Annotated in this window: 22 protein-coding genes; 12 read left to right on the top strand and 10 right to left on the bottom strand. The window is 67.0% G+C overall.

The features are described 5' to 3' along the window. The first annotated feature begins 67 nt into the window (after nt 1-67). Nucleotides 68-2,356, top strand: coding sequence for a TonB-dependent hemoglobin/transferrin/lactoferrin family receptor (locus Q8S38_RS21320; protein ID WP_305682351.1), 2,289 nt, complete (start codon nt 68-70; stop codon nt 2,354-2,356). A gap of 72 nt (nt 2,357-2,428) precedes the next feature. Here the strand turns inward: Q8S38_RS21320 and Q8S38_RS21315 are convergent, their stop codons facing one another. The 3 genes from Q8S38_RS21315 to Q8S38_RS21305 all read right to left on the bottom strand — a co-directional run bounded on the left by Q8S38_RS21315 (nt 2,429) and on the right by Q8S38_RS21305 (nt 5,009). Next, the gene (locus Q8S38_RS21315; protein WP_305682350.1) at nt 2,429-2,851 is read right to left on the bottom strand and encodes a DUF2267 domain-containing protein; all 423 of its coding nucleotides are present in this window, start codon (nt 2,849-2,851) and stop codon (nt 2,429-2,431) included. Between the two features lie 26 nt (nt 2,852-2,877). Next, nucleotides 2,878-3,687 (bottom strand): RNA methyltransferase, encoded by an 810-nt coding sequence (locus tag Q8S38_RS21310; protein WP_305682349.1) that lies wholly within the window; start codon nt 3,685-3,687, stop codon nt 2,878-2,880. 182 nt (nt 3,688-3,869) lie between these two features. Beyond that, on the bottom strand, nt 3,870-5,009 hold the full coding sequence (locus Q8S38_RS21305) for a dipeptidase (RefSeq protein ID WP_305682348.1): 1,140 nt from the start codon (nt 5,007-5,009) through the stop codon (nt 3,870-3,872). A gap of 460 nt (nt 5,010-5,469) precedes the next feature. Between Q8S38_RS21305 and rpsD the strand changes: the two genes are divergently transcribed. From rpsD to Q8S38_RS21290, 3 genes are all read left to right on the top strand, one after another. Then, on the top strand, nt 5,470-6,087 hold the full coding sequence (gene rpsD, locus Q8S38_RS21300) for a 30S ribosomal protein S4 (RefSeq protein WP_305682347.1): 618 nt from the start codon (nt 5,470-5,472) through the stop codon (nt 6,085-6,087). 256 nt (nt 6,088-6,343) lie between these two features. Continuing rightward, nucleotides 6,344-7,711, top strand: a complete 1,368-nt coding sequence (locus Q8S38_RS21295) for an FRG domain-containing protein (protein WP_083247726.1) — start codon at nt 6,344-6,346, stop codon at nt 7,709-7,711. 158 nt (nt 7,712-7,869) lie between these two features. Further along, nucleotides 7,870-8,457, top strand: coding sequence for an NnrU family protein (locus Q8S38_RS21290; protein WP_305682346.1), 588 nt, complete (start codon nt 7,870-7,872; stop codon nt 8,455-8,457). Between the two features lie 28 nt (nt 8,458-8,485). Here Q8S38_RS21290 and Q8S38_RS21285 read toward each other — a convergent pair whose 3' ends face one another. Further along, nucleotides 8,486-9,070, bottom strand: coding sequence for a threonine transporter RhtB (locus Q8S38_RS21285; protein ID WP_305682345.1), 585 nt, complete (start codon nt 9,068-9,070; stop codon nt 8,486-8,488). An 80-nt stretch (nt 9,071-9,150) separates the two neighbouring features. Beyond that, nucleotides 9,151-9,303, bottom strand: coding sequence for a hypothetical protein (locus tag Q8S38_RS21280; protein ID WP_305682344.1), 153 nt, complete (start codon nt 9,301-9,303; stop codon nt 9,151-9,153). Between the two features lie 245 nt (nt 9,304-9,548). Between Q8S38_RS21280 and Q8S38_RS21275 the strand changes: the two genes are divergently transcribed. Continuing rightward, the gene (locus tag Q8S38_RS21275; RefSeq protein ID WP_305682343.1) at nt 9,549-9,791 is read left to right on the top strand and encodes a hypothetical protein; all 243 of its coding nucleotides are present in this window, start codon (nt 9,549-9,551) and stop codon (nt 9,789-9,791) included. Nucleotides 9,792-9,864: 73 nt separating this feature from the next. Here the strand turns inward: Q8S38_RS21275 and Q8S38_RS21270 are convergent, their stop codons facing one another. Next, entirely contained in the window at nt 9,865-10,533 is a 669-nt protein-coding gene (locus Q8S38_RS21270) for a Spy/CpxP family protein refolding chaperone (protein WP_305682342.1), read from the bottom strand. A gap of 184 nt (nt 10,534-10,717) precedes the next feature. On the opposite strand from Q8S38_RS21270, the gene Q8S38_RS21265 reads away from it, so the two are divergent. Together Q8S38_RS21265 and Q8S38_RS21260 are read left to right on the top strand one after the other, a co-directional pair. Beyond that, the gene (locus Q8S38_RS21265; RefSeq protein ID WP_305682341.1) at nt 10,718-11,716 is read left to right on the top strand and encodes a P1 family peptidase; all 999 of its coding nucleotides are present in this window, start codon (nt 10,718-10,720) and stop codon (nt 11,714-11,716) included. A 32-nt stretch (nt 11,717-11,748) separates the two neighbouring features. Further along, nucleotides 11,749-12,537 carry an ATP12 family chaperone protein gene (locus tag Q8S38_RS21260; RefSeq protein WP_305682340.1) on the top strand — a complete coding sequence of 263 codons (789 nt, stop codon included), beginning with the start codon at nt 11,749-11,751 and terminating at the stop codon, nt 12,535-12,537. A 27-nt stretch (nt 12,538-12,564) separates the two neighbouring features. Here Q8S38_RS21260 and Q8S38_RS21255 read toward each other — a convergent pair whose 3' ends face one another. Together Q8S38_RS21255 and Q8S38_RS21250 are read right to left on the bottom strand one after the other, a co-directional pair. Then, nucleotides 12,565-12,864: a type II toxin-antitoxin system RelE/ParE family toxin gene (locus Q8S38_RS21255; RefSeq protein WP_305682339.1), complete on the bottom strand. Its 300-nt coding sequence runs from the start codon at nt 12,862-12,864 to the stop codon at nt 12,565-12,567. A gap of 3 nt (nt 12,865-12,867) precedes the next feature. Next, complete coding sequence (locus Q8S38_RS21250; RefSeq protein WP_305682338.1) at nt 12,868-13,125, bottom strand: type II toxin-antitoxin system ParD family antitoxin; 258 nt, start codon at nt 13,123-13,125, stop codon at nt 12,868-12,870. Between the two features lie 165 nt (nt 13,126-13,290). On the opposite strand from Q8S38_RS21250, the gene Q8S38_RS21245 reads away from it, so the two are divergent. From Q8S38_RS21245 to dksA, 4 genes are all read left to right on the top strand, one after another. Further along, nucleotides 13,291-14,820: an acyl-CoA carboxylase subunit beta gene (locus Q8S38_RS21245; RefSeq protein WP_305682337.1), complete on the top strand. Its 1,530-nt coding sequence runs from the start codon at nt 13,291-13,293 to the stop codon at nt 14,818-14,820. A 120-nt stretch (nt 14,821-14,940) separates the two neighbouring features. Further along, entirely contained in the window at nt 14,941-16,314 is a 1,374-nt protein-coding gene (locus Q8S38_RS21240) for an MBOAT family O-acyltransferase (protein WP_305682336.1), read from the top strand. After that, on the top strand, nt 16,289-17,326 hold the full coding sequence (locus Q8S38_RS21235; RefSeq protein ID WP_305682335.1) for a hypothetical protein: 1,038 nt from the start codon (nt 16,289-16,291) through the stop codon (nt 17,324-17,326). The genes Q8S38_RS21240 and Q8S38_RS21235 overlap by 26 nt, the downstream gene beginning before the upstream one ends. Before the next feature lie 201 nt (nt 17,327-17,527). Further along, complete coding sequence (dksA, locus tag Q8S38_RS21230) at nt 17,528-17,938, top strand: RNA polymerase-binding protein DksA (protein ID WP_371125946.1); 411 nt, start codon at nt 17,528-17,530, stop codon at nt 17,936-17,938. Nucleotides 17,939-18,070: 132 nt separating this feature from the next. On the opposite strand, the gene Q8S38_RS21225 is transcribed toward dksA, so the two are convergent. Then, nucleotides 18,071-19,111: an HWE histidine kinase domain-containing protein gene (locus tag Q8S38_RS21225; protein ID WP_305682333.1), complete on the bottom strand. Its 1,041-nt coding sequence runs from the start codon at nt 19,109-19,111 to the stop codon at nt 18,071-18,073. 142 nt (nt 19,112-19,253) lie between these two features. After that, nucleotides 19,254-19,502 carry a hypothetical protein gene (locus tag Q8S38_RS21220; protein WP_305682332.1) on the bottom strand — a complete coding sequence of 83 codons (249 nt, stop codon included), beginning with the start codon at nt 19,500-19,502 and terminating at the stop codon, nt 19,254-19,256. A gap of 242 nt (nt 19,503-19,744) precedes the next feature. Between Q8S38_RS21220 and Q8S38_RS21215 the strand changes: the two genes are divergently transcribed. Then, nucleotides 19,745-20,416 carry a Crp/Fnr family transcriptional regulator gene (locus tag Q8S38_RS21215; protein WP_305682331.1) on the top strand — a complete coding sequence of 224 codons (672 nt, stop codon included), beginning with the start codon at nt 19,745-19,747 and terminating at the stop codon, nt 20,414-20,416. Nucleotides 20,417-21,091 lie beyond the last annotated feature (675 nt).

Below are 21,091 nucleotides of genomic sequence, written 5' to 3'. Positions count from 1 at the left end.
TTTAAACTTCTGCGGCGCGGCGGCCTCGGGCTGTCCGCGGCGGCAAGGGCGGGTCAAGGCGATGGGGATGTATTCAGGCAGGCTGCGCGAAGGCGTCGCGCTCGGCACTCTGGCGATGATGATGCTGGCCACGCCGGCCCTGTCGCAACAACAGGCGCGCAGCCGCGCCGTGCCAACCGCCCCGGCGGCGGAGGCGCCCGTGGTGCTCGACCAGATCACCGTCGAGGGCGCGACTGCGCCCGGCCAGGCCCTGGTCGAAGGCCCGACCACGACGCGCACCACGCGCGAACAGCTCGACCGCCAGCAGGTCCAGAGCCTGAGCGACCTGTCGAACCGCGTCGAGGCCGGCATCAGCTTCAACCGCCAGACCAACAGCCTCAACATCCGCGGCCTCGACGGCGCCCGCGTGCTGACGACGGTCGACGGCATCCGCCAGCCCTTCCTGATCGACAGCCGCGTCACCCGTGGCGGCACCACCGCCTTCGACTTCGATGCGCTGTCGACGCTCGACCTGCTGCGCGGCCCCAGCGGCGGCAGCACCCTCGGCAGCGGCGGCCTCGGCGGCGTGCTGGCCGTACGTACGCTCGATCCCGAGGACATCATCCGCGCGGGCCGCACCTACGGCGCGCTGGCCAAGACCGGCTTCGACAGCACCGACCGCGCCGTCTTCGGCAGCGCGGCGGGCGCAGCGCGCTGGAACAACACCTGGGCCCTGGTCCAGGGCGGCTTCCGCAACGGCCACGAGACCGGCAATGGCGGCAACGTCAAGACGATCGGCGCCGCCCGTACCGAGCCCAATCCGCGCGACTTCGACCAGTACAGCTTCCTCGCCAAGCTCTACCAGTACTCGAACGATCAGGCGCATCGCTTCGGCCTCACCGCCGAGACCTTCAAGCGCGCGGACCGCATCGACAACCGCGACAACGCGGTGTCGCTCACCGGCAACTACCGCCCCGGCGCCTATCGCACCGGCGAGGACGTCGAGCGCAACCGCGTTTCGCTGAGCTACGACTACAAGCTGCCGGGCTCGTTCTTTGACGAGGCCCATGCGGTCGCCTACTGGCAGCGCCTGAAGCGCAACGACCTCACCAACGCCTATCGCTACACCAGCATCGTCGGCCTCTACAGCCGCGACAACGAGAACGAGGAAAACGCCTACGGCTTCAACGGCCACGTCATCAAGAGCTTCAACACCGGGATCCTCTCGCACAAGCTCACGGCCGGCACCGAGCTGCGGATTTCGAGCCTGGAGCAGTACAGCGCCGGCTCCGACGCCTGCCCGACCCGGCCTGCGTCGGGCATCTACACGGGCGCTTTCGCGACGTGCAACAACATCCCCACCAACCAGTCCGAGCAGCCCAAGGTCGATGGCCGGCTCGTCGGATTCTACGTCCAGGACGAGATCGGCCTGCTGGACAACCGCCTGCGCCTGACACCGGGCCTGCGCTACGACTGGTATGAGGAGAAGCCGCAATACACGCCGAGCTACACCAACGGCGCCTCGCGGCCGACCGGCCTGCCGGCTTCGTCCAGCGATTCCGCCTGGTCGCCGCGCATCCGGCTGGAATACGAGGTTTTAAAGAACACCCCCTGGTTCAAGGACGTCACCGTCTTCGCGCAATGGGCCAAGACCTTCCGCCCGCCGACCGCCAATGAGCTCTATGGCCGCTTCGGCTCGCCGACGACCTATCTGCGCAGCGGCAACCCGGATCTGCGCCCCGAAACTGGCAACGGCATCGATGTCGGCATCCGCTTCGGCGACAAGGCTTTCGGCGGCTCGCTGACCTATTTCCACACGAACTACCGCAACTTCATCGACACCTATCAGTCCCAAGCGCCCGGCGTCGGCGGGCTCTATCCGCAGGGCGGCATCACCAGCTTCCGCAACGTGGCGCGCGCCGAGATCCAGGGCTTCGAGGCGAACATGCAATACGCCTTCGCCCCGAACTGGCTGGTGCGCGGCTCGTTTGCCTACACCCGCGGCAAGAACAGGGACGACAACACCTATCTGAACTCGATCCCGCCGATGCAGGGCATCGTCGCCATCGCCTATGGCACCGAGCGCTGGGGCGGCGAGGTCTCGACCAAGCTCGCCTCCGCCCGCAACGACGTCGCCGCCACCACCGGCGCGACCCAGGGCTTCAAGGCGCCGGGCTATGCGATCTTCAACGCCACCGCCTGGTGGAAGCCGATGCCCCAGATCGCCGACCTCGAACTCCAGATCGGCGTCTACAACATCTTCGACCGCAAGTACTGGGACGCCGTCAACGTGCCGACCGGCGCGCTCGCCCAGGCCCGCGACTACTACACCGAGCCCGGCCGCACGGTGAAGGCGACGATGAAGTACCAGTTCTGACGCGCCTGCGGATTCGAGACCCGCGACACGTCGCCGGCCGGCCCTTCGGGGCCGGCCGTTGTCGTTGAAACCCTACGCCGCCGACCAGAACGCCCGCGCCTCCGGCGGCAGGGCCGCGAGGCAGCGCGCGAAGGCGGCCGCGTCGACATGGCGGCGCAGAACCCGCGCCACATCCGCGATCGCGCTGTCGGGCGAGAAATTGTGGTCGATGCGCAGCCGCCGAACCTCATCGCTCATCGCGGCGCGATCCCAGCCCGCCATGCGCGGCTCCTGCGGGTCCCAGTCCATCACGAACAGCGCCCGCAGCATCGCCGGCAGCCCCTGTGCGAAGGCGATGGCCTGCGCGAGATCGAGCCGCCGCGGGAAGGCCAGCAGCACGCCCTGCGTCGTCGTATAGGCCTGGTTGCGCGTCGCCAGCCCGGTCGCGTCGGCGACCTCGGCCAGGAAGCGGTCGAAATCCTGCGAGGCGAGGCGGTATTCCATCGGAACAGGCATGTCGTTCTCCTGCGCGCCGCCGCGCGCTACTCCCCCTCGCCCGGCTTCGGCGCGCGCAGCCTCCGAGGCCCCTCGGTCAGCGACTTGAACACGCCGCGAAGCGTGCGCGCCTCCTGCTCGGTCATCGCCAGACGGTGCAGGATGTCGCGCAGATTGGCGGTCATGATCTGCTTCTTGCCGGGCGGGAAGAAGCCGCAGAGGTCGAGTTCGGATTCGAGATAGTCGAACATCGACAAAACCGTCGCCCGCGTCGCCGGCGGGGAATCGGCGTGTTCGCGGAAGGGCGGCTGCCCGTCGGTCGCCTTGAACCACTCATAGCCCGCCAGCAGCACGGCTTGCGCGAGGTTCAGCGACGCGAAGGCGGGATTGACCGGAAAGGTCAGGATCGCGTCGGAAAACGAGATCTCCTCATTGGTCAGGCCGATGCGCTCGCGCCCGAACAGGATGCCGACGCGCTCGCTCTGCGCGATCCGCGTCGCGATCGGCGGCATCGCCTCGGCCGGCGTCACCACGCGCTTCATCTGGCCGCGCTCGCGCGCCGTCGTCGCCAGCACGAAGTTGAGATCGGCGATGGCCTCGGCCGCGCTGGGATAAAGCCGCGCATGCTCCAGGATATGCGTCGCGCCCGAGGCCGCCGCGGTGGCGCCCTTCTTCAGCCCGCCGCCGCTCGGCCAGCCGTCGCGCGGGGCGACCAGCCGCATCTCGGACAGGCCGAAATTCGCCATGGCCCGCGCGCACATGCCGATGTTCTCGGCCATCTGCGGCTCGACCAGGATGATGACGGGCGCGGGCGCCGTCGCAGGCGGGCGGGTATGGTCGGTGCCGGAACCGGGCATGTTTTCAGGTCTCGTCAACCCCGCCGAGCGCGGGAGCGACCGGGGAATCGCCCCAAGGAGGCATGGGGTCAAGCCTCAACCGTCATGCTCGCCCTTGTGGCGAGCATCCACGTCTCGAACATCGCCCTCGCCGCGAGACGACGTGGATGGTCGGGACGAGCCCGACCATGGCGGCTCAGCCCTCAGCCCGCCGCCGCCTCGACCGCCGCCAGCACCCGCAGCGTGTTGCCGCCGGCGAGCTTTTCGAGATCGCTTTCAGACCAGCCGCGCCGGATCAGCTCGGCGATCAGCGCCGGGAAGACGCTCGTATCTTCCAGCCCGTCGGGGTTGATCCAGCCGAAGAAATCCGAGCCGATGCCGACATGGTCGTGGCCGATGCGCTGGCTGAGATAGTCGAGATGGTCGCAATACTGCGCCAGCGTCGCTTTGGGGCGCGGGCCGGCCTTGGCGGCGATCTCGGCCTCGGCCTTCTCGTGGTCGAGCCCGTCCGGCGTCTTGCCGAACTGGTCCTTCGCCGGGCGGTGCCAGTCGCGCGAGGCCTGGCTGATGAAGTCCGGCACGAAGGTCGCCATCACCACGCCGCCATTGCCCGCAACCCGGTCGAGCACGTCGTCGGGGACGTTGCGCGGGTGGTCGCACAGCGAAAACGCGTTGGAATGCGACCAGACCACCGGCGCGCGCGTCACGTCGAGGGTGTCATGCATCACCTTGGGCGAGACATGGGCGAGGTCGACGACCATGCCGAGCTTGTTCATCCGGCCGATCACCGCCTTGCCGAAACCCGTCAGCCCGTTGTGGCGGGGCATGTCGGTGGCGGAATCGCACCAGTCATGGCTGTCATTGTGGCACAGCGTCATCAGCCGGACGCCGAGGTCGTGGTAGGCGTCGAGCGCGTCGAGTTCGCCGTCGAGCGCCGTGCCGTTCTCGATCGTCATGAACAGCGCGATGCGTCCTTCAGCCTTCGCCGCCATCACATCGGCGGCGGAGAGCCCGGGGCGGAACACGTCGGCATGGCGCTTGAGGATGTCGCGCATCAGCGCGATCTGGGCGAGCGCGAAGCCCGCCGGCTTGGGATGCTTGGGCGGGACATAGGCCGCGAAGAACTGCGCTGCGAGCTTGCCGTCCTGCATCCGCGGGATATCGGTGTCGCCCTTCTCATGAACCTTGGTCAGGTCGTAGAGGCCGACATCGCCCTTCGCCATGCGGTCGAGCCGGATGACATAGGGCAGGTCGTTATGCCCGTCGATCATCGGGGCGCGGTCGAGCAGCGCGAGCGCGGCGGCATAGGCATTGTCCTGGACGGGCGGTTTGGCGAGGGCCATGGCTCTACCTTCAGTCGGAATCGGAAGCAGCGGGATCGTGGCAGGTCGCAGCCCGCCGCGCGAGGGCAGCGCGCGCAGGGGCGCCATGTATAGGGATAGACGGGCCCGCTCCCACCCTCCCCGACCCCGCCCCGTCATCCTGGGCGACCGCAGGTCGACCGGGATCCATCGGAGGCCCCGGCGCCCCCCGATGGATCCCGGCCTTCGCTTACGCGAAGTCCAGGATGACGCGCGAGGGAGGCCCGACATGGCGGGAGACAGGCACCGCCCGCCCCCTCCGGGTTTGACAAACCCCGCCCCGCATGGTTCTAAGCCGGCGTCGCGCGGGCCCAAAAGGCCCGCGTGGCTTTTTCCGCACCCGTGATCCGCTTTCTTCGGAAGCCGGATCTGTCGCTCCCGCCCCATGCGGGAGAGCAGGAGGGCGCGGTCCTCAACTCGCGAACTCACGAGGACACGCGATATGTCGAAGCGCCATGAGGCGAAATACAAGATTGACCGCCGCCTCGGTCAGAACATCTGGGGCCGCCCGAAGTCCCCGGTCAACCGCCGCGAATACGGCCCCGGCCAGCACGGCCAGCGCCGCAAGGGCAAGCCGTCCGACTTCGGCACGCAGCTGCGCGCCAAGCAGAAGCTGAAGGGCTATTACGGCTCGATCTCCGAGAAGCAGTTCCGCCGCTACTACGCCGAGGCGATCCGCCTGAAGGGCGACTCGGGCGAGAACCTGATCGGCCTGCTCGAGCGCCGCCTGGACGCCGTGATCTACCGCGCCAAGTTCGTGCCGACGGTCTTCGCCGCCCGTCAGTTCGTCAACCACGGCCACATCACGGTCAACGGCAAGCGGGTCAACATCGCTTCCTACCAGGTCAAGCCGGGTGACGTGATCGCGGTCAAGGAGAGCTCCCGCCAGCTCGCCATCGTCATCGAGTCGGCCGGTCTCGCCGAGCGCGACGTGCCCGATTATCTCGACACCGACCACAACAAGTCGACCGCCACCTTCACCCGCACGCCGACGCTGACGGACGTGCCCTATGCGGTGCAGATGGAACCGAACCTGGTCATCGAGTTCTACTCGCGCTGATCGAACGGAGACGGGCCGCAAGGCCCGTTGGCCGGATTATTCTGGGGGATGGCGAGCAATCGCCGTCCCCTTTTTTGTTACACACTTGGTGTGCGGCTCACGCTCCGTTCAGATGCAACTGTTGTTGCAGCCACCAATGATAATTGGCATGCAGACATTTGTCGCTCTCACGACGTCATCCTCGCTAATGCGAGTTGTTGCAGTATGCTGCTAACCCAGATCTAATGACCCTACGCGCAGGCTGGAACGAGGGCAGATGTCCGAGAATTTCAATTATATCGCCTTTGGCGCACGCGAAATGGTTGAAGACCCGGTTGGCCTAATTGGGATGACACGGGGGCGAATGTTTGAATACACGCCTAGCGATATAGCTAAGCGCCTCGAAAATCTTGAGCCAAGCTCAATCGCCTTCCTTGAAAGCATCCCCACGTTTCTTTGTACGGAAATTGAACGCGCCAAGGGATCCGCCTCCATGCTGATAAAGTATGGGGTAATCGAAAACACCACCGTAAGCCCAAAGGAAGTATCCACGTCGTTCACGACGATAATCGATTTTGGAGATGTGACGTTCTCTGACATAGAGGCGGCACGTGAAGTCTTCGACGCCAGCGGCTTTCAGCTTTATCGCACGCATTGGGCCGTTAGGGTGGGAGATGCAAATCAAATTCTAGCGCGGCTCGGAGAAATCAAGCCAGAACTCAGAGAAGCAGTCCAAGCACAACTGGCCCCCAATGCAGCCGCAATATTGACTGAACCGCCTCCGCGCACCAAGAAAATAATTGGCACGGCTGACAGCGTGGAACAATTCCTGCAAATACTTTATAGTCTAGCAGCCAAAGAGGATACCGAAACATTCTTTCGAGGGCATGAAAATTCGCAATTTGAGCTCACGCCCTCGCTGTTTCGGCGCAGGGCTGATGGAGGATGGCAGTTCCTGCCCAGCGAAGATCGACTCTGCAAAGAACTTCTTATTGCTCATTATGACGATTTTCAATCTGATCAATATTGTTTCGATAGGCTAGTAAGAATGCAACATTACAGACTACCAACTCGACTACTTGATATATCCAGCAACCCCCTTGTTGCGCTGTTTTTTGCGTGCCACAGCGATCCCGAACCACTCGATGTCGATGGTGAAGTCATTATTTTTCATGTAAAAGAAGATAACATGAAATATTATGACTCTGATACAGTAAGTTGTATATCTAATATTTCAAATCTAACATACGATCAAAAGAATTCGCTAGATTTAAATCTCGAAGTAGATATTTTTAATCAGACTCAATCCGCACTCAAATTGCTTCACCATATCAAATCTGAAAAAGGTTTTTTTGAAGCGAGGATCGCACCAGACGACCTCAGATCGATAATTTGCGTAAAGGCCAAACGCAATAATACTAGAATAAAATCTCAGTCGGGCGCATTCTTGTTGTTTGGCCACGAAGCCACACTGCCTGAATACGGACAGGATGGGATTGAAATAAATCGCGTATCCATTCAAAATAAGAGGGAAATTCTCAAACAACTGAACAGCCTAAACATCAATGCGATGAGTGTTTACCCCAGCATCGACCAAACGGCGGTTCATCTTCGAGCGAGGTATTTGGCTTCGCAAGGCAGATGAAGGCATAGCTTGCCTCAAATTTGCACCAACGAGAACATCAGCAGAAGGGTGTCTGCGCCGATCGGCCCGCTCGACCACCGCCGACACTACCACCCCATAGCCAAACCCCACCCCGCCAGTCCATGGTTGGAACAACTCCAACCTGAGGCGGTCCCCGCATGCTCGTCCTGATCCTCGGCCTCGTCCTGTTTCTCGGCATGCACGCCGTCACGATGAAGCGCGATCTGCGCGCAAGGCTGATCGAGCGCTTTGGCGCGGGCGGCTACCGGGGGCTGTATTCGGCCGTCTCGATCATCGGCTTCGGGCTGCTGATCTATGGCTACGGGCTGCAGCGTGCGGCCGGCTACACGGTCGTCTGGGAGCCGCCGGTCTGGACCCGGCATCTGGCGCTCCTGCTCAACCTGCCGATCTTCATTCTGCTCGCCGTCGGCCGGCGGCCCTCCTGGCTTCTGTCGCGCGTCAAGCACCCGATGCTGCTGGCCGTGAAGATCTGGGCCACCGCCCATCTCCTCGCCAATGGCGATCTCGGCAGCCTGCTGCTGTTTGGCGGCTTCCTGGCCTGGGCGGTGATGGCGCGCATTTCGGTCAAGCGCCGGCCGGAGGAGATCGCCCGCGCCGCCGCCATGACGAATGTCGCCTTCGGCCGCCGCGACGTGATCGCGATCGTCGCGGGGCTCGTGCTCTATGTCGTCTTCGCGCTCTGGCTCCACCCGCTGCTGATCGGCGTGTCGGTCACCGGTCGCTGAGGCCAAAGGCCGCCGGGTGCGGGCGCGCTCACCAGCCCGCCAGCGCCCGCCCGGCCAGCACCATCGCGAACAGCCCGAGCAGCACCGCGGACGCGCTCGGGATGGCGCGGCGCAGGCGCGAGCCCGCCGCTCTGGCGAGCCCGCGCCCGCCGAGGAACCAGGCCCCGCCCGCGAGCGGGATCATCAGCGCCATCGCCGCCAGATGGGTGGCGGCGACCGCGCCCTGCCCGCTCCAGCCGGCCGGCATCAGCACCAGCGCAATGATCAGCGTCTTGGGGTTGAGCAGCGTCGTCGCGAGAATCTGCCGGGGCGCGACCGCGGCGCCGGCAGCCACCTCGCCGCGCGCCCGCCACATCCGCACGGCCGCCAGGGCGAGATAGAGCGCAGCCGCCCCCTGCAAGGCCGGGCGGATCGCCTCGATCCCGTCGCCGAGCCACAGGATCAGGGCTCCGAACAGGACGACCGCGGCGAGATAGGCGCAGAGTTCGGCCAGCAGGAGCCCGGCCGCCGCGCGCAAGGGCTGCGTGGCGCCCGCGACCGCCAGCAGCGTGTTGGTCGGCCCCGGCGTGGCGAGCAGGAGCGCGAGACCCAGGAGAAAACCGGTGGAGATCATGCCCGCCGGGCTACCGCAGACCGGCGGGCATGCCCTTGCGCTGGATCAAGCCGAAGGGCCGGAAGCAGACCTCCCGGCGCTCACAGATGCGAGCCGACCTCGTCGCGGAAATAATAGCAGCCCAGCCCCAGGCAGCCGATCAGGATCGACAGCGCATAGGGGCCAAACAGGCTCGCGACGAAGACGAGGCCGATGAAGCCCCGCATTCCCCAGATCAACCATGGTGTCTTCATGGCGTTTCCCTCATCACGGTCATGGTGCGAGTTTGTTTCGCAATCACTTCCGATAGGTAAACAGAAACACATGAATCGAAGTTGAACGCTTAAGGTAAACGGCCGTTTCCGCTTTGTTTTCCAGCGCGTTAGGGGCTGAGGCGAGATTGCGGCGGAGGAGCGTGCAAATGCCGCTTGCCCTCGGCTGCGCGCAGGTCGAGGCTCGACGGGCGACCCTCGCGAATCACCAGCCGGGAACCCCTGCGATGACGAAGACCCTGATAGCGGCTCTGGCCCTGACCTGCCTTTCGACCTTTGCCCAGGCGCAGAGCTGCGCCGTCCAGGCGGGCGACAAGAAGCTCGCCGGGGCGGCCAAGACCAGCTTCCTGACCAAATGCGAGAAGGATGCCGGCGCGGCCTGCGACAAGCAGGCGGCGGACAAGAAGCTGTTCGGCGCCGCCAAGACCAGCTTCACCAAGAAATGCGTCACCGACGCCGTCGGCACCTGACGGGCCTGCGGACTCCGCACGAAAAAGGGCGGCTCTCGCGAGCCGCCCCCTGATCGGTCGAAACGGCTGGCGATCAGCCGCGGCGATCGCCACCCTCTTCACGCCAGCGGCGCGGGCCGTGGTCGCCGTCATGGTGCCCGCGGCCGCCGCGGTTGTCGTCCATCCGGTCGCCCCTGCCGTCGCGCATCTCGTTGTGCATGCGCCGCATCATGCCGCGGCCTTCCGCCATCGCCTCGCGCACGGCGCGGCGGGCCACGGTCTTCTGCGGGTCGCTCAGCGTCGCCCAGAGCGGGCGCACGGCATCGGCGAGTTCCTTGGAGCGCGCGGCGCGCTCGCCCTGGCGGCCCGACATCATGTCGAGCTTTTCCATCAGGTCGGCGTCGCGGAAGCTCTCGCGCTGCTCGCGCATCGCCGACCAACCGGCCTGGCGCTCCTCGGCGCGCTTCTTGATGACGCCTTCGACGGCGTCGAACAGCGGCACCTGCTCGGGCTTCAGTTTCATGTCGGCGCGCAGGCTGGCGAGGCGCTCGTTGAGGCGCTCCTGCATGCGCTCGCCGCGCTGCTCGCGCCGTTCGGCACGGCGCTGCTCTCGGGTCTCGGAGCGGTCCGAACGCTCGGATCGCTCCTGGCGCGGGCCGTCGCGCTCGCCGCCAGCGGGCGGGACGGGCTGGGGCTGCGCGATGGCGAAGCTCGCGGCCAGCGCGGCGATGGAGGTGGCGGCGAACAGGGCGATGGGTTTCATGCGGAATCTCCCGTGGGGTCGGCGGATGGGAACAGTCGCTGAGCGGGTCTTGGAAAGCCGGGCCGCGATGTCGATTACCTTGGGCCTGAGGCTCTGTCCTTGCGGTGGCGCAATCATGAACAGTCGGTAATGTAACGCCCCGAGGCCTGCTGCGTTCCCGACCCTCCCGCCGCTCCCGAGACCGATGCGCAATCTCATCACCGATGTCCGCGGCCTGCGCGTCGGACAGGCCCATGACGCCGCCGCGGCCACCGGCGTCACCGTCGCCCTGTTCGAGCGCCCGACGGTGGCCTCGGTCGCGATCCTCGGCGGCGCGCCCGGCGTGCGCGAGACGGCTTTGCTCGAGCCGGAGATGACGGTCGAGCATGTCGACGCGATCGTGCTCTCGGGCGGCTCGGCCTGGGGGCTGGCGGCGGCCGACGGCGTGATGGCGCATCTGGCGAGCCAGGGCCGCGGCTTCCCGATCGGCCCCCTGCATGTGCCGATCGTCCCGCAGGCGATCCTGTTCGACCTGCTCAATGGCGGCGACAAGCCCTGGGCGAAGGGCGGGCTGGAATCGCCCTATCGCCGGCTGGGCGCGCAGGCTGCCGCCAGCGCCGCCGCCGACTTCGCCCTGGGCACGGCCGGCGCCGGCTACGGCGCCACCACCGCCCATCTCAAGGGCGGTATCGGCTCCGCCAGCGCGCGGGCCGCGACCGGACAGATCGTCGGCGCGCTCGTCGCGGTCAATGCGGTCGGCACGGCGACGATCGGCAACGGGCCGCATTTCTGGGCGGCGCCCTATGAGCGCGACAGTGAGTTCGGCGGGCGCGGCTGGCCGGCCGGCATCTCGGCCGCCGATCTCGCCCTCGCGTTCAAGGGCGGGACGGGCCAGAACACCACGATCGCCCTGGTCGCGACAGACGCGGTGCTGACCAAGGCGCAGTGCAAGCGCCTCGCGCTCGCAGCCCATGACGGGCTGGCGCGCGCCTTGCGCCCCTCCCATGGCGCGCTCGACGGCGACATCGTCTTCGCCGCAGCGACCGGCCACAGCGGCGCCCCCTCGGACGCCTTCGCGCTGACCGAACTCTGCGCCACCGCCGCCGATGTCCTGGCGCGGGCCGTCGCGCGCGGAGTCCATGCCGCCACCGCCCTGCCCTTCGCGGGCGCCCTGCCGGCCTGGCGAGACCGTTTCGGAGGCTGACCGCGCCAGGGAGCCGTGCTAAAGCGCGGCCTATGTCGACCGATGAATTCCTCGCCCGCTTCGGTGCTGCCGGCCAGCGCCAGCCCGATCCCGTCGCCGCCGCGCAAAAGGCAATGCGCAACGCCCTGCCGAGCCGCTTCTACGAGCACGCCGCCGTGCTCGAGCGCGACGGGCTGTTCCATGTCGCGCTCGACGGCCGCACCGCCCGCACCCCGGCGCGCAACGCGCTCGCCGTGACCTCCCGCCCCGTCGCCGAGGCGCTCGCCGCCGAGTGGGACGCGCCGAGCGACAAGATCGATCCCGCCCGCATGCCGCTGACCCGGCTGGTCAATTCGGCGCTGGACGGCGTCGCCGACCAGCACGAGGCCGTGCGCGCCGAAATCGTCCGCTATGCCGGCTCCGACGCGCTCTGCTACCGCGCCGGCGAACCGCAAGAGCTCGTCGCCCTGCAGGAAAAGACCTGGGAGCCGATCCGCCACGAGGTCGAGGCGAAGATCGGCGCGCGCTTCATCCTGGCGCAGGGGATCGTCTTCGCAGAGCAGCCGCCGACCACGCTCCAGGCGGTGGCCCGCCATGTCGCCGCCATCCCCGCCCCCGTCGCCTTGGCGGGCGCCCACAACGTCATGACGCTGACCGGCTCGACCCTGCTGATGCTGGCGCTCCATTTCGGCCTGCGCGACGCCGACGCGATCTGGGCCGCCGCCCATTGCGACGAGGACTACCAGATCGGCATCTGGGGCCAGGACGAGGACGCCGCCGAGCGCCGCGCCATCCGCCGGACGGAATATGACGCGGCGGTGCTGCTGCTCCGGCACGGCTGACGAAGAACCCCACGCCCCGAATGAGCCTCAGCCCGGCATCGGCGGCAACTTGCTGAGATCACGGGCGCCATCGACGATGCGCACGATCTGAACACCATCTGCCGACACGCGGTAGAGGACGAGCCAGCGCTCGGCGACGAGAGCCCGCGCTCCCACACCGATCTCGTCGCGGTTCGGGCCGGCTTCCGGAAACTGTTCGAGGATATCGATCCGTTCGATCATGCGGTCCAGAAACGCCTCGGCCGCACCGACGCTGTCGCGCGCAATCCAGAGCCATATAGACTGGAGATCGTCGTTTGCCTGCTGCGACCACGTGATCGCGCCCATGCGTCACGCCTTTTCCGACAAACGCCGATGCGCCTCCCGGCGAAAATGGTCCCTGTCGAAGGCGCCGATGTCAGGGCTGGCAACGCCCTCACGCCAGGCCTGCTGCAGCCACGCCCGCTTCTCCGCTTCGGTCCGGTCCTGCCGGTCCAGGGACGCGAGCGCATCGCGGACGACCTCGCTCGCCGAGGCATAGTCGCCGGTTTCGACGCGAGCCTCGATCATGCGAACGAGGTCCTCAGGCAAGGACAGGGTCTGGTTCATGGCGCCCTCGCAATGCAGTCGATCACGCTCGTCAGGATATCATGATCAAAGCTCCCGGCGAAGGCCGCCCACGTTCTTGCCCCGACCAACAGATGATGGACTCGTGCTCCGCCGCCGCTTAATCCGGAGGGACAAAGACCTTTCGTCGGCTCCGGGGCGTCCCTCATGAAAGACATTCTCGACCAGCTCGAAACCCGTCGCGAAGGCGCCCGCCAGGGCGGCGGACCCAAGCGTGTCGCGGCGCAGCACGGCAAGGGCAAGCTGACCGCCCGCGAGCGCATCGAACTCCTGCTCGACAAGGACTCCTTCGAGGAGTTCGACATGTTCGTGCAGCATCGCTGCGTCGATTTCGGCATGGAGAAGGCCGAAAAGATCCCCGGCGACGGCGTCGTCACCGGCTGGGGCACCGTGAACGGCCGCACCGTCTTCGTCTTCTCCAAGGACTTCACCGTCTTCGGCGGCTCGCTGTCGGAGACCCACGCGCAGAAGATCGTCAAGATCCAGGACATGGCGCTGAAGATGCGCGCACCCATCGTCGGGCTGTTCGACGCCGGCGGCGCCCGCATCCAGGAGGGCGTGGCGGCGCTCGGCGGTTATGGCGAGGTCTTCAAGCGCAATGTCGCGGCGTCCGGCGTCATCCCGCAGATCTCGGTGATCATGGGGCCCTGCGCCGGCGGCGACGTCTACTCGCCCGCCATGACCGACTTCATCTTCATGGTCCGCGACACCTCCTACATGTTCGTCACAGGCCCCGACGTGGTGAAGACCGTCACCAATGAGACCGTGACCTCGGAGGAACTCGGGGGCGCAAAAGTCCACACCAGCAAATCATCGGTCGCCGACGGCGCCTTCGAGAACGATGTCGAGGCGCTGCTGCAGGTGCGCCGCCTGCTCGATTTCCTCCCCGCCAACAACACGGCGGGCGTGCCGGAATGGCCGAGCTTCGACGTGCCCGACCGCGTCGACATGAGCCTGGACACGCTGGTGCCGGACAATCCGAACAAGCCCTACGACATCAAGGAACTGATCCTGAAGACGCTCGACGAGGGCGATTTCTTCGAGATCCAGGCGGCCTATGCCGGCAACATCGTCACCGGCTTCGGCCGCATCGAGGGCCGCACGGTGGGTGTCGTCGCCAACCAGCCGATGGTGCTGGCCGGCGTGCTCGACTCCGACGCCAGCCGCAAGGCGGCCCGCTTCGTGCGCTATTGCGACGCCTTCGAGATCCCGATCGTCACCTTCGTCGACGTGCCCGGCTTCCTGCCCGGCACGGCGCAGGAATATGGCGGGCTGATCAAGCACGGCGCCAAGCTGCTCTACGCCTACAGCGAATGCACCGTGCCGCTGGTCACCGTGATCACCCGCAAGGCGTTTGGCGGCGCCTATGACGTGATGGCCTCCAAGCATATCGGCGCCGACGTCAACTACGCCTGGCCGACCGCCCAGATCGCGGTGATGGGCGCCAAGGGCGCGGTCGAGATCATCTTCCGCGGCGGCGACGCTGAGACCATCGCGCGCCAGACCAAGGAATATGAGGACCGCTTCATGTCGCCCTTCGTCGCGGCCGAGCGCGGCTATGTCGACGAGGTCATCATGCCGCATTCGACGCGCCGCCGGATCGCGCGGGCGCTGGCCATGCTCAGGACCAAGAGCGTCGAGCGGCCCTGGCGCAAGCACGACAACATTCCGCTGTGAGGGGCGGGCTGGGCCTGACGCCTGGCGGCATGGGCGCCCCGCTCCGGCCCGTGACCGCCACGACATGACAGCCCCTTCATAATCGGTTAACCGGGCGCGTCCCTCCTTGCGCCCGGCCCGATGCTCTTCAACTCCTTCGCCTTCCTCTTCGCCTTCCTGCCGCTGGCGCTCGGTCTGCACTGGCTGGTCGAGCGTTTCGCGCCGGTCTGGCGGCTGCCGCTGCTGCTGGTGCTGTCGCTGGCCTTCTACGCCTATTGGGACTGGCGCTTCCTGCCGCTGCTGATGGCCTCGATCCTGGTCAACTGGCTGGTCGCGGAAGGCTTCCAGAAGACTCGCTCGGGCGCGCTCATCACGGCCGCCATCGTCGCCAACCTGCTGCTGCTGGCGCTGTTCAAGTACTTCAACTTCTTCGGCGATCTCGCAGCGATGATTCCGGGTCTGCCGGCGCCGAAGCTCGATCTGGCGCTGCCGCTGGGCATCTCGTTCTTCACCTTCCACCACGTCATGTATCTGACCGATCTGCGCCGCGGCCAGGCGCCGCGCTATGATCTCGTCCGCTACGGGCTCTACATCGCCTTCTTCCCGCAGGTCCTGGCCGGGCCGCTGGTGCGCTGGCGCGAGATCATGCACCAGTTCGAGGAGCGGCCCTATCAGCGCCCCGACGCCGCCGAGCGGATCGGGCGCGGGCTCCTGCTGCTCACCGCCGGCCTCGCCAAGAAGGTGCTGCTCGGCGATCCGCTGGCCGAATACGCCAACCCGGTCTTCGCCGCGGCGGCCGCCGGCCAGGTCGTGACGGTCGCGGAAGCCTGGCAGGCGACGCTCGCCTTCACCTTCCAGATCTATTTCGACTTCTCCGGCTACACCGACATGGCGCTGGGGCTGGCCCTGCTCTTCGGCGTCGTGCTGCCGCCCAATTTCGAGACGCCCTATCGCGCCGCAAGCATCCAGGATTTCTGGCGCCGCTGGCACATGACGCTCTCGCGCTTCCTGCGCGACTATCTCTACATCGCGCTCGGGGGCTCGCGGCACGGCCTGCCGCGCCAGGTCTGGGCGCTGTTTGCGACGATGGCGCTGGGCGGCCTCTGGCACGGCGCGGGCCTGACCTTCGTCGCCTGGGGCGCGGCGCATGGGCTGGCGCTGATCGTCGCCCTGCTCTGGCGCCGCGCCGGCTGGCCGATGCCTGCCGCGCTGGGCTGGCTCCTGACCTTCGTCTTCGTCGCGCTCTGCTGGGTGCTGTTCCGGGCGACCAGCTTCGAGGCCGCGCTGGCGATCTACAAGGGGCTCTTCGGCCTCGCCCCGCTCGGCACCGGCTTCAAATGGCGGGCGCTGCTGCCAGCGGCCGCCTTCGCGATCGTCGGGCCGACTGCCTGGGCCCTGGTCCACCGGCTCCCGCCGGCACGCTGGCTCGCGCTGGTGGCGGGCCTGCTGTTCGTCCTCATCCTCTTCAAGATCGGCGAAGACGCCAATTATGAGTTCATCTACTTCCAGTTCTGAGGCGGCAGGCCGGACGGAGGGCGCGGAGGCGAACGCGGCACGCTGGGCGCGCTTCGTGCGCGCCTTCGCCGTCACCGCCGCCACGGTGCTGCTCGGCGCGCTGGCCCTCATCTGGCTGATCGACCCCTACGGCACCGGCAACACGCCGCTCTCGCTGCGCGAGGGCGTGCGAGCGCAGGGCCCGCGCACCGCCGCCGCCAGCCGCGGCCGCGACCCGGCGTTCAGCGGCGCGATCGTCGGCAATTCCCATGTCCAGTTGCTCGCGCCCGAACGGCTGCAGGCCGCGACCGGCATCCCCTTCGTCTCGCTGATCGCGCCGGCTTCGGGCCCGAAGGAAGGCCTCGTCCTGATCGACTGGTTCCTGCGCAACCGGCGCGAACCGGCGCGCGCGGTGATCGTCGGCATCGACGCCCTCTGGTGTACCGCCGATCCGGCGATGCCCAACGCCAAGCCCTTCCCCTTCTGGCTCTACAGCCGCGACCCGGCCGAATATCTCGTCGGCCTGATGCGCTTCGACGTGCTGGAGGAGGCCCAGCGACGCCTGGCCTATCTCGTGACCGGCAGGGGCGAGCGCGCCAGGCCCGACGGCTACTGGGACTACGAGCCCAACTATATCGTCCAGGGCTATGATCGCGACCCGGCCAAGCGCGCTGCCCTGGAGGTTGTCGCCGAATCGGGAGGCGGCAACGCCAGCGGCCCCTATCCGGCCGCAGCCGCGCTGGAGGCGATGCTGGCGAAGACGCCCGGTACGGCGCTGATCCTGGTCCGCCCGCCCGCCTACCACACCCTGCTCCCGCGTCCCGGCAGTGCCGACGCCGCCGCCGACACCGGTTGCCGGGACGCCTTTGCCGCGCTCGCCGCCCGGCGTCCGCTGACCGCGCTGGTCGATTGGCGCCGCGACCGGCCGGCGTTGCGCGACCCGAATCAATTCTTCGACCGAACCCATTACCGCCAGCCCCTCGCACGATTGGTCGAGGCGGACATCGCCGCCGCGCTGGCCGGCCTGCGCTGAGATATGGGCCTGAAACCCCGTCCGGGGCGCGTCTGGCGCGCGAAAGGCGGCCGCCAAAACGAGCGTCCGCCGCGGCGTCCAAGCCGATTGTTACTGGCCATGACCCTCGCTATAAGGGCGCCAATTCGGCGGCCCTGCCACGGCAATGTCGGAGGGCGCTGCGGGACGACCAATCGAGAGAGTGCGCCTATGTCGAAGCAGATGATCCTCGACGCGGACTACAAGCCTACCGACGACGAACCGTTCATGAACGAGCGGCAGCGCGAGTATTTTCGCGGCAAGCTGCTGGCCTGGAAGGACGAGATCCTCAAGGAAGCCCGCGAAACGCTGGTCACGCTGCAGAGCGAAAGCGAAAACCACCCCGACATCGCCGACCGCGCCTCCTCCGAGACCGACCGCGCCATCGAGCTGCGCGCCCGCGACCGCCAGCGCAAGCTGATCTCCAAGATCGAATCGGCCATCGCCCGGATCGACGACAACACCTACGGCTATTGCGAGGAGACCGGCGAGCCGATCTCGCTGAAGCGCCTCGAAGCCCGCCCGATCGCGACGCTGTCGCTCGAGGCGCAGGAGCGTCACGAGCGCAACGAGCGCGTCTTCCGCGACGATTGAAACGACCGGCCCCGCACGGCTTTTCGCAAGGCCCCGTTCCGATCAGGATCGGGGCCCTTTTGCCGAGCCCCCGCCGGCCGGGTGGCCGCCACGACGACGCGCCCCTCTCCCGTCGGCAAGGCCTGGCAGGCGTCAAGCAGCCGTGTACAGGGCGGCGTCGGCGCGTTGGGTAACAGGGCTCTCGGCGATGGCGCGCAGATGGTGGGTGTCGCAACGGAGCTGCCAGAACACACCGTCGACGTGAAATTCGTGCGTGACCGTTGCGTGCAGAGCCAGCGCCGTCAGCTTCTGGATGACCTGCAGACCAAAACCGTGATGCGCCGGGGCCGTGACCTTCGGGCCCTGCGTCTCGTGCCAGTTCACGATCAGATCCGTCCTGCCGGCCAGAACCTCGATCCGCCAATCCAGGGTCACGCGCCCCTCGGCCACCGACAGCGCGCCGTACTTGACCGCGTTCGTGGCCAGTTCGTGGAGCGCCATGCCGATGGCATGGGCGGCCGCGGGCTGCAGGCTGACCTCGGGGCCGACAGCCGAGATCTGCTCGCCATCGCCGAGGCCGAAGGGCGCCAGCTGCATCGCGACCAGTTGCGCCATGCCCAGATTCGACCAGTCGCCCGCCACCAGCGCGTCGAGGGACGAGCAGAATGCGCGAAGCCGTGCCGAGAAGACCCTGTCGAACTCGGTCACCGATGTCGCGCTGCGGGCGGTCTGGTGGCTGATCGACTGGATGACGGCGGCAAAGTTCTTCAGCCGGTGGCTGACCTCGCGCATGTCGAGCCGCACGAGGTCCTCCGCCGTCAAGGCGGCGTGCGAGGGCGCCGTCGGCGCGCCGCTCCCCGCGGGTTCGGCGCCGGAGTCCGGCTCACGGATCGCGCAGCGCCCGCACACGGCGGCGTGGATGACATCCGCCTCGGAACGGGCCTCCAGCTGTCGGGCGATGGCGGTGCGGTGGTCGTACACGCTGCGCTGGCTCATCTTCAGCGCGGTGGCGATCTCCTTGGGGGCACGGCCGGCCAGCAGCAGATCGAGAACCCGGCTCTGCAGCGCCGTCAGCCGCTCGACATTGCCGATCGCGGTTTTCCGGAAGAGGCGCGCCTCCGCCTCGGTCGACGCCGATGCGAAAGAGCAGGCGTCGCCGACCGGCGCCCGCAGATCGGCAGGGGTCTCGGCCAACGTCACCGCGTTCTGATGGGCGCAGGATGACGGATCGTGAGATTGAGTTTGCATGGTACGACCCCCGTGACACGCTCGAAACGTTCAGTCGGTGTTCTCAGCGGAATGCGACGCGCGAACGCGGTCCTTGCGCTGCGGCCAGTCAAGGCCTTCTGATCGAGTTCCCACCGGAGATGATCCGGTCGAGGATCGACGCGACCTCGGTATGAAGATCCCGCTCCTCCTCCGTGCCGCCGGCACCGCGATGCGCCTCCGCAGCGTCCTTGATGACGCTGATGGCATCCTTTTCGCCCATGATCTTCAGATCGCCCATCGCGAGGATCAGCGACTCGCAGATCGAGAGGGCTGCGAGGCCGGCTGCACCGCTGCGTGGATTCGCGGATTTTGGCATTCAGGTTCCATTTCGCCGAGGGGGTGACCCAGCCCATTGCGTGACCACAACGTTAAGGCGAATTTTTCGGCCGCGTGCTAATTCAGGTTAGTCCGATCCCATTCATTCTGGGCGATAGACGGTTTGGCCGTTGGACGATTGGCAGCCGCCGCACAGGCTCCGCCCTGCCGCCACGCGGCGCAGGCCCGGCCGCAGACGAACAGGACGACATGCAGCCGGCCCTCAGCCCTCTGGCGACAAAGTTGGCCACGTTCATGCCGCTGACCCGGCGTGAGAACGCCTATCTCGACGATCTGCTGGCGACCCCGATCGCCGTCGAGCGTGGCGCCGAACTCGTCCGCCAGGGCGACAAGGGCCATTTCGCCTATGTCCTGCATTCCGGCTGGGGCTGCAGTTTCAAGATCCTGCTCGATGGCGCCCGCCAGGTCATCACCTTCCCCGTGCCGGGCGACTGCATCGGGATGAGGAGCGTCGTGCTGCGCACCTCCGATCACGCCTTCAGCAGCCTGACCGACGCCGTCGTCAGCCGCATCGATGCCAACCGGATGAGCGATGTCTTCAACACGTTCCCGCGGCTCGGGGCCGCGATCCTGTGGTCGGTCTCCCGCGACGAGGCGATCACCGTCGATCATCTGGCCGGAATCGGGCGCCGCACGGCGCTCGAACGAACCGCCCATTTCTTCCTGGAGCTGACCGAGCGGCTGCGGCTGGTCGGGCTGTTCGCCGACGATGCGTTCGAATGCCCGCTGACCCAGCACGATCTCGCCGATGCGCTGGGCCTGAGTGCGATCCATGTCAATCGCGTCCTGCGCCAGTTGCGCGAGATGGAGCTGATGACCTTTAAGAACAACAGGGTGGTCCTGCTGGACCAGAAGAAGATGCGCGTTCTGGCGGGCTATGAGGACATCCTCTGAGCCGCAGCCGACCGCCCTCCCTGCAGCCCGCGACCAGGCCCAGCGCGCAGCCGCCGCTCGAAGCGCCGGCCAGTCCGGCCAAACCCAAAAAAGCCCGCCTCGGGAGAACGCGGGGCTTCCGGAGCGGCCGCTGGCCGAAACCCGCATCTGACAACACCTGTTCCGCACGGAGCGGGGCCGTTTTGCGGGCCCAGACAAGCCGAAGGCGGCACAGCCCGAAGTCCCGCCGACGTGGCCACGCAGGCGTTATCATGAGGGGCAGCGGAGCGCCGCGAGGCGCGTTGGGTAGCAAGCCGCATCCATTGAGCCAGGATGCGGCGCGGATGGATTGAGCCACCATCCGCACGCCCCGTGGCGCTCCGCTTGTCGGCGATTTGACGACTCCGGGCCGCGCTTATCGGGTCGAAAGCCAGCCTCCGCCGCGAGCCCTTTCGACGCCAGTGCCCCTCAGCGGGTTGTCGCGTCTACTGGGGCATGGGACGAAAGCCTGATGCCAACGACCGGTCCAGCGAGCTCCTCGCACAGGGGCCGTAATACCCCCAGGGCGGTGCCCCGAAGCCTCCCGGGACCGGGGTGCAAACCCGGCCGCAGGCGCCGCGCCCATCCCCACCAACGGCTTGCCTTCCGGATGGCTGCCCCTCAGGGATGAGGTGGGTCGATTATGGGGGTGGTTGG

The sequence above is a fragment of the Allobosea sp. genome (assembly GCF_030695125.1).
In the GTDB taxonomy this organism is placed as follows: Bacteria; Pseudomonadota; Alphaproteobacteria; order Rhizobiales; family Beijerinckiaceae; genus Allobosea.
This window is presented reverse-complemented; position numbering and strand designations above follow the sequence as displayed.